The organism is Alloalcanivorax dieselolei B5, assembly GCF_000300005.1.
GTDB lineage: Bacteria > Pseudomonadota > Gammaproteobacteria > Pseudomonadales > Alcanivoracaceae > Alloalcanivorax > Alloalcanivorax dieselolei.
Genome location: NC_018691.1, coordinates 1,195,802 through 1,207,755 on the forward strand (window position 1 = coordinate 1,195,802; position 11,954 = coordinate 1,207,755).

12 protein-coding genes and 1 pseudogene are annotated in these 11,954 nt (G+C 61.6%); 4 read left to right on the top strand and 9 right to left on the bottom strand.

The window, feature by feature from the left end; genetic code table 11:
• Position 1 precedes the first annotated feature (1 nt).
• Positions 2 to 970, top strand: coding sequence for an endonuclease/exonuclease/phosphatase family protein (locus B5T_RS05455; RefSeq protein ID WP_014993472.1), 969 nt, complete (start codon positions 2 to 4; stop codon positions 968 to 970).
• 118 nt (positions 971 to 1,088) lie between these two features.
• On the opposite strand, the gene B5T_RS05460 is transcribed toward B5T_RS05455, so the two are convergent.
• The 3 genes from B5T_RS05460 to B5T_RS05470 all read right to left on the bottom strand — a co-directional run bounded on the left by B5T_RS05460 (position 1,089) and on the right by B5T_RS05470 (position 3,709).
• Positions 1,089 to 1,802, bottom strand: a complete 714-nt coding sequence (locus B5T_RS05460) for a TorF family putative porin (protein WP_014993473.1) — start codon at positions 1,800 to 1,802, stop codon at positions 1,089 to 1,091.
• 226 nt (positions 1,803 to 2,028) lie between these two features.
• Positions 2,029 to 2,499 carry a hypothetical protein gene (locus B5T_RS05465; RefSeq protein WP_014993474.1) on the bottom strand — a complete coding sequence of 157 codons (471 nt, stop codon included), beginning with the start codon at positions 2,497 to 2,499 and terminating at the stop codon, positions 2,029 to 2,031.
• 172 nt (positions 2,500 to 2,671) lie between these two features.
• Entirely contained in the window at positions 2,672 to 3,709 is a 1,038-nt protein-coding gene (locus B5T_RS05470; protein WP_014993475.1) for a M14 family zinc carboxypeptidase, read from the bottom strand.
• Positions 3,710 to 3,845: 136 nt separating this feature from the next.
• Between B5T_RS05470 and B5T_RS05475 the strand changes: the two genes are divergently transcribed.
• Positions 3,846 to 4,610 (top strand): YiiX/YebB-like N1pC/P60 family cysteine hydrolase, encoded by a 765-nt coding sequence (locus tag B5T_RS05475; RefSeq protein ID WP_014993476.1) that lies wholly within the window; start codon positions 3,846 to 3,848, stop codon positions 4,608 to 4,610.
• Here the strand turns inward: B5T_RS05475 and B5T_RS22475 are convergent.
• Positions 4,588 to 4,947 (bottom strand): annotated as a pseudogene (locus tag B5T_RS22475) (methyltransferase family protein); the annotation flags it as partial. The gene B5T_RS05475 and the pseudogene B5T_RS22475 sit on opposite strands and share 23 nt — an antisense overlap.
• A 244-nt stretch (positions 4,948 to 5,191) precedes the next feature.
• Between B5T_RS22475 and B5T_RS05485 the strand changes: the two are divergent.
• A complete protein-coding gene (locus B5T_RS05485; protein WP_014993478.1) occupies positions 5,192 to 6,643 on the top strand; it encodes a PhoH family protein in 1,452 nt (483 codons plus the stop codon).
• A 42-nt stretch (positions 6,644 to 6,685) separates the two neighbouring features.
• On the opposite strand, the gene B5T_RS05490 is transcribed toward B5T_RS05485, so the two are convergent.
• Positions 6,686 to 7,696 carry a hypothetical protein gene (locus tag B5T_RS05490; protein WP_014993479.1) on the bottom strand — a complete coding sequence of 337 codons (1,011 nt, stop codon included), beginning with the start codon at positions 7,694 to 7,696 and terminating at the stop codon, positions 6,686 to 6,688.
• Between the two features lie 233 nt (positions 7,697 to 7,929).
• On the opposite strand from B5T_RS05490, the gene B5T_RS05495 reads away from it, so the two are divergent.
• Positions 7,930 to 8,604 (top strand): OmpW/AlkL family protein, encoded by a 675-nt coding sequence (locus tag B5T_RS05495; protein ID WP_014993480.1) that lies wholly within the window; start codon positions 7,930 to 7,932, stop codon positions 8,602 to 8,604.
• A gap of 60 nt (positions 8,605 to 8,664) precedes the next feature.
• Here the strand turns inward: B5T_RS05495 and glpE are convergent, their stop codons facing one another.
• The 4 genes from glpE to B5T_RS05515 form a co-directional block, all read right to left on the bottom strand.
• Positions 8,665 to 8,985 (bottom strand): thiosulfate sulfurtransferase GlpE, encoded by a 321-nt coding sequence (glpE, locus tag B5T_RS05500; protein ID WP_014993481.1) that lies wholly within the window; start codon positions 8,983 to 8,985, stop codon positions 8,665 to 8,667.
• Between the two features lie 74 nt (positions 8,986 to 9,059).
• Positions 9,060 to 10,292 (bottom strand): ATP-dependent RNA helicase RhlB, encoded by a 1,233-nt coding sequence (gene rhlB / locus B5T_RS05505; protein WP_014993482.1) that lies wholly within the window; start codon positions 10,290 to 10,292, stop codon positions 9,060 to 9,062.
• A gap of 135 nt (positions 10,293 to 10,427) precedes the next feature.
• Entirely contained in the window at positions 10,428 to 11,009 is a 582-nt protein-coding gene (locus B5T_RS05510) for a DUF938 domain-containing protein (protein ID WP_014993483.1), read from the bottom strand.
• A 65-nt stretch (positions 11,010 to 11,074) separates the two neighbouring features.
• Positions 11,075 to 11,911, bottom strand: coding sequence for an SDR family NAD(P)-dependent oxidoreductase (locus tag B5T_RS05515; protein WP_041716892.1), 837 nt, complete (start codon positions 11,909 to 11,911; stop codon positions 11,075 to 11,077).
• Positions 11,912 to 11,954: the final 43 nt, after the last annotated feature.

Genomic DNA, 11,954 nt, shown 5'->3' on the forward strand with positions numbered 1-11,954 from the left:
CATGACCGGCCGATACTGGCGGTGCTGGCTTCTGGCCGCGGCGGTGCTGGTCACCGGACCGGTGCTCGCGGATTGCCGTGATCTCGCGCCGGCGCGCCCGTTGCCCTCGGCGGAGGACGGCCAGATCAGTCTGGCCACGTTCAATCTCTGGCGTCTGCGGGATGCCAGAAAGGACAGCTCGCTCGACCGTCCCTTATCGAAAGCTGTGTACCAGGCCCGCCTCGAGGCAGTGGCCCGGTACATTACCCGGGACCTGCGGGCGCCGGCTTTGCTGGCGGTGCAGGAAGTGGAAAGCGCCACGGTGCTGAAGGCGCTGAGCCGTGCCATTTCCACGGCGGGCGGGCCGGACTACAAGGTGGTGCTGCTGGAAGGGCATGACCCGGCGGGCATGGATGTGGGGCTGTTGTACCGGGCGCCGGTCACGCTGGGACGCCACCAGGCCTTGTTCGCCGACAACCGTTTTCAGCGGCAGCCGTTATTCACCCGACCTCCTTTGCAGGTCGAGGTGCGCACTCCGGTGGCCTTCGATCTGGTGGTGGTTCATCTGCGCAGTGCCCGGGATCTGAATCAGAAGGACTGGGTGGCGCCGAAGCGCCGGCGCCAGGCCGCGGCCATCGCCGGCTGGGCGGCGGACCAGACCCGGCCCGTGGTGGTGGCGGGGGACTTCAACAGCGCGCCGGACAGTGGCCGCTTCAGCGAGCCGCTGGCGCAATTCGAGAACGGGAACCTGATCAGTGCCTGGTCGCGATTGCCCGAAAAGGAGCGTTATTCCTTCCGGCATCAGTGCCGGCCGCAGGCGCTGGACCACATCTTTTTCTCCCCATCGCTAAAGCAGCATGTACAGAGAGTGGCGGTCAGCCGCGGCAATGCCGGGCGCTACGATGTGCTCTACGATCACGACGGTACCCGGGTGGTGTCCGATCATGATGTGTTGGGGATTTATCTGGAAGCCGGAGCGTCGGCGGACTAACGGAAGAGAATGAAAAGCACCGTGGGGCCTGCTTGCGTTGTTTGCGAGGACCAGGGAAGGCCCCACGGTGAAAAACGGTGGGCGGCGTTGTTGCCGCCCGGGAACCAGCGCGGTTCTGTTAGATCTCGAAGGCGTAGGACACGACGAACAGCAGATCGTCATCCACATCGTCCTTGTCGCCGACACATTCCCCATTCATGAACAGAGCGTCATCGTTGTTGTTGATGGCGCAGTCGTCAGCGGAGATCACTTTGGACACGGTGAAGCTCAGGTTGTCGGTGAGCGCGTAGCTCAAGTCCAAGTGAGTGTAGTTGGTGTCATCGGCGTCGTTGTCCCAGGTGCCGACCAGAATGCCGTATTTGTCGTAGCTGTAGCCCAGGGTGTAGTAGCGGTCCTTGTTGTCGGTAGCGTCGTTACCGTGACCGTAGTCACCCACGCCGAAGTAACCGGTGAACGTGACTCCGGCGTAACCGAGGCTGGCAACGATTTCGGCCAGATCGGAGTCGGTGTCGTTCGGGTAGTTGTAGTCGATGTAGGACAGGTCATAGGAGAGGTCACCAAAGGCGCCGCCATAACCGACATACAAATCGTATTCGGTGGAATCGGTTTCGGAGCTGCCCCAGACACCGGCATAGAGGCCGGAGGCGTGGCTGTAGTCCAGGCTACCGAAAACCTGAGCCGCGCCGTTGGAAATATCCTGACCACGCCAGAAGTACATGTTGGAAATGCCCAGGCTACCGCCGATTTCCGCTGCCGCCATGCCCGGCATGATCATGCCGGCGGCGACCGCCGCGGCCAGTACGGTTTTTTTCATCCCGAATGCGTGTTTCATGTGCAACCCTCTTTGCAAATGGCAAGTGTTCTAATGTGTCCTGTTGTGCGCTCCTGGCGCACTGGCCTGGGAGGCTTGTCACTTCACAAAGCAGGGTCCGTGCCAAAATGGAAAACCCAAGAAAAAACAAGAAGTTGTGATGAGGGCGTTGGGGTGGAAGGGGAAATCGGGGCGAGGAGCGGAGAAGCGGTGCGCCGCCTTGGTGCGCCGCACCGAGTTGGTGCGTTTATTTGGGGCACTCCCAGGACGTCACCACGGCGTCGGCCTGAAGGCTGTTGTCGCCGGCCACTTCCAGGCCGCACTGGCCGTTGCTGTAAGTGAAGTGGGCGTTGTAGCTGGCACCGGGTTGAGCATTGAACTGCACCGCCACCCGGCACAGATCCCGGTTCCCCGCCGACCCTTTCTGGTAAATGACACCGATGCGCGCCTGCTCGTCCGCTCGCACGGTGGTGGTGACTTCCGGCGCTTTCTTCATGGTTTTCAGCAGTTCATCGAAGGCTTTGGTCTCGAAGGGAACCTGCTGCAGGGACGTGGGCGTGGACTGAAAGCCCTTGCCCGGTACGCACACCACTGGCTGGGCGGCGATGTTGTCGCTGGAGAAAGTGACGGTGGCGACGTCCCCGTCAGTGGGCGCCGTGTAGCTGAGCATCTGGCAGCCGGTGAGCAGAAGCGCGGGAAGGGGAAGCAAGTATTTCATGGTGGGTCCTCATGACAAATAGGGGCGAAGCCGTCAGGCGAATATAAAGCGTGCCCAAAATGATGCAAAACCAGGGCCACTTTGGCGCACGTTGGAAAGACGGGTCTGACGTCCGACCTCCTGTTTAAAGCGTCCGACGGCAGGCCCGGTTCCTGACCTTTTGACGTTCGGATCACCCGAACCAGTGCTTCATCGCCTGCCGGGTCAGGTTTTCCCTTGCTTCTCCGCGTGGCAGCCAGTTGCCGGCGTTCACCGCCATGGCCACCAGGAATTCGAATAGCGGCAAATGCTGACGCAGCACCCGGTTGTGGCGATGGCCGATGATCGGGTTGAACAGGCCGAAAAAATCCAATAGCTGCCGGGGGTTTTTCCGTACCCACAGCCAGGACCCCATTTCCAGGGTGAACGGCAGGAACAACCGGTCCGGGTGTTGCTCCCGGGCTTCGTCGTAGAGGTAGTCCCACAGATCGCCGTGGGTGGTGTAGTTCACCGATTGCGGTTCAATCAGATAAGGGTGGTGGTACGGGTAGGTGTGCTCGAGGATCTGTTTGAGACGGTACACCTCGGCGAGGTGCGCAATGGGTTTCTGGCTGCGGGCGTAGCAGCACCAGATGCGGTCGCGGCGGCCAAAACCGCTGTGGCAGTCCAGGCTGATCGATACCGGAGCGTTCATCAGGCGCTGCCGTACCGTGTTCACCAGCGCCTGCGCCTCGGTTTCCATGGGCACGCCGGCACGCCCCCGATACCAGGGCAGGTGACGGCTCAGGCGCTGGCCGCCGGCGAGGAAGGGCACCTTGCCTTCGGCATCCACCGGCGCGTTGCGCATCAAATCGACGCCATTGGGATTGCTGCGGGTACGCCGCCAGATACCGCCGGGGTTGATCATCGGCATGAACACCAGCCGCACCCGTTCCAGCCGCCGGTGCAATTGATCATCCCATTGCAGTCGATGGATCAGACTGTGCAACCACGACAACAGCACCTGGGAGCCGATCCGTTCGACGCCGTGCACGCCGCCAAAGAAGCCGACCACCGGGGCACCGGGGGAACGGCTGCCCATCTCCAGCACCCGCAATGGCAGCGTGATATCGCCCATCTGGATGGTGTCCACGTCATGCACACGCAGGTGCCGTTCACCCAGTCGGATCAGCGACTCCAGGTGTAACCATTCGGGCAGGTGGCGTTGAAATTGATACAGGCGTTGTTCCATCGGCGCGCGTCAGTGGGTGACGGTCGGCGCCCGTCAAAGTAGGCGCACAGGGCAGGATGACGGATTCCGGTTAAGGTTTCATGACGATTCCGGCGCAGCGTTTTTGTCATGGAACTGCGATGTAACTGTCAGTGTAGTGTCATCCGCGCTGGCCACTCTGCCCTTGACGCTGGCGGCGGGAATCACCGTGATGCAGAGCCTCGACAACTTCGCCTTGAACCTGGAAACCGGGGATGTGCTGTTGTTCGCCGGACGAGGGGTCACCAGTACCGTGATTCGTTGGTTCACCCGCAGCCCCTGGAGTCATGTGGGCATGGTGGTGCGCCTGCCGGAAGTGGCGGAGCCGCTGGTGCTGGAATCCACCGGTCTGAGTGAATCGGCGGACTGGATGCTGGGACACCCGGTGATGGGCGTGGCGCTGGTGCCGCTGTCACGCAAGATCGCGGAATACCCGGGTGATGTGGCGGTTAGGCGTCGTGAAGGGCCGCCGCTGACATCGCTCCAGCAGCGATTGATGCAGCGGCTGGTGCGGCGGTTGCTGCACCGGCCCTACAAGAACTACCTGCTGTGTAATTTCTATGACGCCCTGAGCGGCTTTTCCGGACGCCGCCGCCGCTCCGGCTGGTTCTGTTCGGAGCTGGTGGCGGAGTGCTACCGGCGGCTCGGCTGGCTGCCGGAAACGGTTTGCCCTCACCGCTTCGTTCCCGGTCATTTCGGCTCCCGGCGGCTGAGTCTCACCGCCGGCCGGCTATTGCCGGCGCAGTGGCTGAAGCGGCTCAAATCCAGCGCCGCACCCGCTGCCGATAGCGCTGCCACTGATCCCCGAACTGTTGCTCGTGAAACGCTTCTTCCGCGGCGATCACGTGGTGATGCATCACCCACAGAATCGGCGGCAGCATGATCAGCATGCCGGGACTGGAAAGACTGAGAGCACAGCCCAGATGAAGCAAGGCAAAGGCCAGATAAATGGGATTGCGGGTCAGGCGGAAAACGCCGCCGGTGATCAATTCCCGTGCCGCGCGATGTGGCAAAACCGTGGTGCGGTGTCGATAAAACTGCACTATCGCGCCGGCCAGCAACAGCACCGCGAACAACGCCAGCGCCGTGGCCAGTGCGTACTGGCCAGGCCATGCCGGCAGGGTCCAGTTCAGTGCCTGGTCCAGGCCATAGCCCACCAGCAAACCACCCAGATGCAGCAGAGGAGGGGGAATGCGAACCTCGGGATGTTCCAATGCCATGTTCAGAGGCCTATCGTTGTCAGTGAAGAAAAGCTGGGTTATGGTAATTCACATCCCGCCATTGCGGGAGTGATCGCGATCCGCTGGAACAACTGTTGTTGAAGCTCGGCGAACAGCACTGCCGGTAAAGCAATCGGCGGCGGGCGCGAACGTCACTTGTGAAAGCCATATGTGAATGGCACTTGTGAGCGTCACTTGTGAAACGGTCCGTCGCCATGTCCTGCAACCTTGAAAGGGGAAACGCATGGAAGATCGCGCGGCCACCTTGCACAGCGTAACCGCAGCATCCCAATCCCGCCTCCACCACGAACCGGAACAGCGCCCGAAAGCCTACGTACTGGACACCAACGTCCTGATCCACGATCCCAACTCTCTGATGAACTTCGAAGAGCACCGGGTGGTCATTCCGATGACCGTGCTGGAGGAACTGGATCGCCTGAAAACCGGGAAATCCCACACCGCCGCGGATTGCCGCGCCGCTATTCGTTTGATCGACAGGGTTATCGGCAAGGCGTCGCCGTCGGAAGTGGAAGCGGGGATTCCTATCCAACGGGGGGAGAATCACCACCAAGGAACGCTGACCGTTCTGATGCCACAGAGCGGACTGACGCCGCCATGCCTTCCCGAACATCTGAACGACAACCGGATCATCAATGACGTGGTGGCGATGATCGCCGCCGATCCCGATCGCCACTACGTGCTGGTCACCAAGGATATCAACATGCGCCTCAAGGCGCGGGCCTGTGGTATCGACTCCGAGGATTACCACAACGACCAGCTGGTTTCCGATATCCGCCAGCTCAATCAGGGCTATTTCATGGTGGAGGGATCGTTCTGGGACCGGGTCGACGCGGTGGAGACCGAACAGCACGGCGCGGAAACCCTGCACCGTTTGTCGCACGGTCTGCTGGCCGGTGACATTCTTGGCGAGGAGGTGTATCCGAATCAGTTCATTCTCGATGAGCAGGGCTTCGTCGGCCGGATCATGTCGGTGGAGGCGGGCGTGGCGACCTTGCGCCACTACAGCGAACAGACGCTGATGGACCAGCAGGCCTGGGGACTGAGACCGATGAACATACAGCAGGCGGTGGCGTTGCACCTGCTGCTGGATCCGGACGTTCATCTGGTGACGCTGACCGGCGCGGCCGGTTCCGGCAAAACCATTCTGGCGTTGGCCGCCGCCATTGAAATGACGGTGGAGCAGAAACGCTTCAATAAAATCATCGCCACCCGTTCGACGCCGCCGCTGGCGGAAGAGCACGGTTTTCTGCCCGGCACCGAGGAAGAAAAGATGGATCCGTGGCTGGGCGCGATCAATGACAATATCGAAGCGTTGCACCTGAACGATGAGAACCCCTCCGGCAGCATCCAGTACGTCAAGGAGAAGGCCAACATCCAGTTCAAGGCGATGAATTACATTCGCGGCCGCAGCTTCCAGAAATCACTGATCCTGATCGATGAAAGCCAGAACCTGACGCCGCACCAGATGAAGGCGATCATCACTCGGGCCGGTGAAGGATCGAAGGTGGTGTGCCTGGGTAACCTGGCGCAGATCGATACGCCGTATTTGTCGCCCACCAGTTCCGGTCTCACCTATATGACCGAGCGCTTCAAACACTTCATTCATGGCGGCTCGGTGCAACTCAATGGCGTGCCGAGGTCGTTGCTGGCGGAGTACGCGGAAACCTGGTTGTAAATGGAAAGGGTCGGACGTCTGGCGCCGGACGTCCGACCTTCCTCACTCCTGCAGCGCCTGACCCAGCACCGACAAGCACGCCTCGCTCTGATAGAAATCCCCCAGCGCCAGTTCTGCCCAGGCGCTCAATACGCCTTGTTCCTTCAATACCCCGGCGCCACGCGCCAACGCCGGCGCCAGCGTGTCGCGGCGCGCTGCCGTATCGGTGTGCATGGCCTGGAGCAGTGCGGGCAGACTCCATGCCATCAAGCCCTCGATCGCCGCGCGAATGCCTTCCATTACCAGCCGCCGGCTGTAGTCCAGCGCGGCGACATGATCGGACAACAAGACTCCCTGGCGCACCAGGCCCGGCAACGCGTCATCCGGCACATCACGCAGTAGCGCCGCCGGCTTCATCGGGGCGATACGGCCATAGGCATCGCGGGCCAGCTCGGCAATGCGATCGTTGCTCAGCTCCCGGTTCAACCACTGTTCACCGGTCTTGAGCGTGGCACGAATATTCTGTCTCAGGTAGGAACGAATCGGCTCTTCCAATCCGCCCATGGCCCGGCCCACGCTTTTGCGGCCCAGCTTCATCATGCTGCTGACGCCGGGCAGCTTGGCCAGGGCATTCTCTTCCAGCAGGAAGTTCTTGATGCCGGTATAGAGCATTTCGCTGACCATCTGACTGATCAGCGGATGATTCAGCACCGCATGAATGGTCCGCTCACGCAGGCTCCGCAGGCGCAGCAGTTGTTCCAGCAGGGCTTCGAACTGGCCTTCATCGAGCAACTCGCCGAAGGTCACCGGATCCTGGCGGGCGCTGTTCAACAGGGCATGGGCCACGGATTCGATCACCGGCTGCAGCCCTTCCGCGGTGGCCACATGCGCCAGCCAGTCATCCACTACCTGACCGAGCACTTCGGCGTCCACCAGCGCCCCCAGCGGCTGGTCCGCCAGTATCGTCACGCCCTGGTCCAGCAGGCCGTGCCAGTAATCCGGCTCGCACAGACGTTGGCAGACGTGTTCCACATGAGCTTGCTGTAACGCTTCAGCCAGTTCTTTTCGCTTCATTGTTATCGGTTCCGCTGTGTCCGTTTTGCTTGTTCCGCCGGCTACCGAATCCTTCTGGATCTTGATCCACGACAAGAGACGGTGCCCGCCGGCCCGGTGTAATACCACAGAACCCTGGCGATGCCGAGGGTTCGTGTCCAGGCCCGCGCGGTCGGGACGACACTATCGTTGGTGTGGAATCGTCGATGTGAAATCGTCGGTGCGGACATGATGAGCCAAGAAGGGAGCTAAACATGCAACTATGGGGACGTGGCGCCTTGGCGCTGGCGCTAATCGGCAGTGTGGGTCTGGCCCAGGGGTACGAGGCCGGAGATATCTTGGTGCGCGCTGGTGCGGCCACGGTGTCGCCCCGCGTGGACAGTGACGCTTTCTCGGTGGCGCCGTTGACTGGCGCCAAGGTGGACGTGAACAACGACACCCAGTTCGGGTTCACGGTCGCCTACATGATCAACTCACGTTTTGGCGTCGAGCTGCTGGCGGCCACTCCGTTCAAACATGATCTCTATGTGGAAGGCGCGGGGTTGGGCCGTACCGATATCGGCGATACCAAGCACCTGCCGCCAACCCTGATGGCGCAGTACTACCTGCCGGAGCTGGGTCCGGTGCGTCCCTATGTGGGGCTCGGCGTCAACTACACCTACTTCTTTGATGAGAACATCCATGATGGCGTGGTCAGTCCGCTGATCGGGGGCGCCAACGCCGATGTGTCGCTGTCCAACTCGGTGGGCTGGGCCGCTCAGGTGGGGGTGGATCTGGCCATGGGTGACACCTGGTTCGTCAACCTCTCCGCCTGGCGGGTGGATATCGATACCGAGGCGCGCCTCAAAGTGAACGGTTCCACCGTGGATAAAATCGATGTGGAACTGGATCCGCTGGTATGGATGGTCGGTATTGGCCGGGCGTTCTGAAGCCCGCTGGTTATGTCGGGGTATACCATGCCGGGGCGCTCAGCCCCGGCCTTGCCGTTGTCAGCCTTCTTCCTCGACCCGGTCCGGGTAGGCCTGGCGCCAGTGCTCGAAGCCGCCGTCCAGACTCACCGCCCGGGTGAAGCCTTTTTCCGTCAGAAAATCACAGGCCGACTGGCTGGAATGGCCATGGTAACAATAGACCACCAAGGCCTGGTCACGGGAGGTGGTGGCCAGAAAATCGTCCAGACTGGCCTGGGTCAGCGGCACGGCGCCGGGAATACGCGCCATGGCGTGGCTGCCCGGGTCCCGCACATCGATAAACAACGCCTCTCCGCTGTCCAGAGTTTCCCGGCCTTGTTCCGGTGAGATTCGCTGGGCCATGACGCCTCCCTTGTTGCGTTGCGTTGCGTTGAGCTGCGTTGCGTTTGCCGTTCTTTCCGCTTACCCGGAATGGTTCAGGCCTGGCGCTGGTCTTCCAGTAGTGGCGCCGGCGGATGCTCGCAGGGCAATTTCATGCCGATGGCTTCTTCCAGTTGCGGCAGCAGGAAGGCATCGTCCTCGCAGGCGAAACTGATCGACACGCCGCTGGCCCCGGCGCGGCCGGTACGGCCGATGCGATGGACGTAATCCTCGGGATCTTCCGGCAGATTGAAGTTCACCACATGGGAGACGCCGTCGATGTGGATGCCCCGTCCGGCCACGTCGGTGGCGATCAATACCCGAAGGTCGCCGGCGCGGAAGCGCTCCAGGGTCTTCATGCGCTGATTCTGCGGCACGTCACCGGAAATCAGCGACACTTTCAGGCCCTTTTTCACCAGCCGGTCGTTGAGCCGGCGGGTAATGTCCCGGCGGTTGGCGAACACGATCACCTTTTCCATGTTTTCGCTGATGATCAGGTTGTACAACAGATTGAATTTGTCTTCCGTGGCGGTGATATAGACCTTTTGCTCCACGGTTTCCGTGGTCACCTGGGCCGGCTCGATTTCCACCGTCACCGGGTCCTCGGTCCAGCGCTGGGCCAGCGCCATGACGTCCTCATTGAAGGTGGCGGAGAACAGCAGAGTTTGGCGGTGGCGATTCGGCGGCGTCATCCGCACGATGCGTTTGACGTCGGGAATGAAGCCCATGTCCAGCATCCGGTCGGCTTCGTCCAGGACCAGCGATTCCACCCGGTCCAGCCACAGATCACGGCGTTTGGCGAAATCCAGCAGACGGCCGGGGGTGGCCACAAGGATGTCGATCAGGCGGGTTTGCAGGCGTTCCTGCTGACGGTTGAAGTTCATGCCGCCAACCACACTCATCACCTGCAGGTCGGTATAACGGGCCAACTGCAGGGCATCTTTCTCGATCTGCATCGCCAGTTCCCGCGTCGGCGCGACGATCAGAGCGCGCGGTTCACCGGCGTAGCGGGGCACCGTCAGAGGGTGACGCAACAAGTCGTTGATGACCGTGATCAGGAACGCGGCGGTTTTGCCGGTGCCGGTCTGGGCTCGCCCGATGGCATCCGCGCCGGCCAGAGTGTGGCGCAGGACCTCCGCCTGGATCGGCGTGCAATACTGGAAGCCTGTTTCGGCGATGCCGCGCATCAAAGGCAGTTCCAGATCGAAGTCATGAAAACGGACCTCGCCCTCTTTCTCCGGTACCTGGAACTGGTCCAGATCCCAATCGCTTGTTTTGTCTTGTCGCATCACGTTGCTCGGATTGCTCTCGCCGTCGGGTGGAAAGCACGGGCCATCACGGAATAAATGGCCGGATCAGGGAAACGTCGGCCTGTGCCCATGCAGTCATTCATAGTAGTGAAAGGGCCCCCCGGGGAACAATCGTCAGTGGAACACCAGCAGGCGATTGTTGGCGGGCATAGCGTGGTCAGCCAATAAAACACGTCCGTGGCGTGCAAACAAGGCCACTACCCACTCCTGGTCGCGAATTCCCATGCTCAGGGACTGGCTCTTGAGGTGCAGATCGAAGCGGCGGTTGCCATCGCTGGTGTAATGCCCCTGGTAATTGAACGGGCCATAAATGTAGGCACGGGCTTGTGGCGTCAGGTGCTCGCAGAGGTGCTGCACGCACCGCTCCACCAGCGGTCGGGACAGGATGTGGAAGGTGTTGGCGGTGTAGATATGACGGAAACGATGCCCCGGCCAGCGGCCTTGTACCCGCAGCATGGTGGCCGCTTGCAGGGAGGGGGAGGGATGAGCCTCCAGCCAGCGGTTCAGGCCGGTCATGTTCTCCGGCTGCTCACTGGGATACCAGCGAACAGCCGGGAACCGGGGCGCCATCCAGATGGCGTGCTGACCGGTGCCGGAGCCGATCTCCAGCAGGTCGCCGTGATCCAGATAGCGGGCCAGCACCTCGGCGATGGGCCCCTTGTTGTTCTCGGCGGCTTGGGAAAACGGTCTTTGCATAGGGTGTCCGGTCGTGGTGGGATCGTCCCTGTCTTCGGGCTGCCGTCGCCACGACCGGTGCGGCGCTAGCGCCGCATCAGTTTCTGGCCGGCCACCATCAAACGCTGGTAGCTGGTCGGCAGCAGCCGCTGCATGCCGTCGATGGCCAGGGCGTCGGAGCCGATCAGTACCCGACGTTTGTTGGCCCGCACGCCCTTGAGGATGGTGCGGGCCGCTTCCTCGGGGGTGGTGCGGAACAGTTTCTCGAAATCCCGGCGGGCCTTGTCGGCATCGGTGCCGGTGATTTTTTCCATGCCGCTGCCCATACGGGCATTACGGGCGATATTGGTCTTGATGCCGCCGGGATGCACGGTGGTGCAGGAAACCCCGCCGTTCTCGATCTCCAGTTCCTGGCGCAGGGATTCGGTGAAGCCCCGAACGGCGAACTTGGCGGCGTTGTAGGCGGACTGGGTCGGTACGCCAATCAGCCCGAAGACACTGGAAACGTTGACGATGTGCCCTTCGCCGGCGGCTTTGAGGTGCGGCAGGAAGGCCTTGGTGCCATACACCACGCCCCAGAAATTGATGCCCATGAGCCACTCGAAATCCTCGTAGCTCATCTCTTCCACGGACGCGCCCAGAGCGACGCCCGCATTATTGATGACCAGATGGGCGGCGTCAAAGTGGGCCATCACTTCGTCGGCGAAGGTATAAACCGCGTTCCGGTCAGCGACGTCGAACACCTTGGATATGACTCGTTCCGAATCCAGGCCAAGTGCTTCGACGGTCTCCCGCAGGCCTGCCTCGTTAACGTCGGAGAGTGCCAGTTTGGCGCCCTGGGCGGCCAGTTGTCCGGCCAGTGCGCGACCGATGCCGGAGCCTGCGCCGGTGATCACCGCGACCTTGTCCTTGAAACTTTTCATGTTGGAAATCCCCATGACTACGTGGAGCGGAGTGTACCGGCAT

What these genes read in the sequence shown, in the direction of transcription:
- B5T_RS05455 (WP_014993472.1), top strand. Translation starts at nt 2, where the DNA reads ATGACCGGCCGATACTGGCGGTGCTGGCTTCTGGCCGCGGCGGTGCTG.
- B5T_RS05460 (WP_014993473.1), bottom strand. Translation starts at nt 1,802, where the DNA reads ATGAAACACGCATTCGGGATGAAAAAAACCGTACTGGCCGCGGCGGTC.
- B5T_RS05465 (WP_014993474.1), bottom strand. Translation starts at nt 2,499, where the DNA reads ATGAAATACTTGCTTCCCCTTCCCGCGCTTCTGCTCACCGGCTGCCAG.
- B5T_RS05470 (WP_014993475.1), bottom strand. Translation starts at nt 3,709, where the DNA reads ATGGAACAACGCCTGTATCAATTTCAACGCCACCTGCCCGAATGGTTA.
- B5T_RS05485 (WP_014993478.1), top strand. Translation starts at nt 5,192, where the DNA reads ATGGAAGATCGCGCGGCCACCTTGCACAGCGTAACCGCAGCATCCCAA.
- B5T_RS05490 (WP_014993479.1), bottom strand. Translation starts at nt 7,696, where the DNA reads ATGAAGCGAAAAGAACTGGCTGAAGCGTTACAGCAAGCTCATGTGGAA.
- B5T_RS05495 (WP_014993480.1), top strand. Translation starts at nt 7,930, where the DNA reads ATGCAACTATGGGGACGTGGCGCCTTGGCGCTGGCGCTAATCGGCAGT.
- glpE (WP_014993481.1), bottom strand. Translation starts at nt 8,985, where the DNA reads ATGGCCCAGCGAATCTCACCGGAACAAGGCCGGGAAACTCTGGACAGC.
- rhlB (WP_014993482.1), bottom strand. Translation starts at nt 10,292, where the DNA reads ATGCGACAAGACAAAACAAGCGATTGGGATCTGGACCAGTTCCAGGTA.
- B5T_RS05510 (WP_014993483.1), bottom strand. Translation starts at nt 11,009, where the DNA reads ATGCAAAGACCGTTTTCCCAAGCCGCCGAGAACAACAAGGGGCCCATC.
- B5T_RS05515 (WP_041716892.1), bottom strand. Translation starts at nt 11,911, where the DNA reads ATGAAAAGTTTCAAGGACAAGGTCGCGGTGATCACCGGCGCAGGCTCC.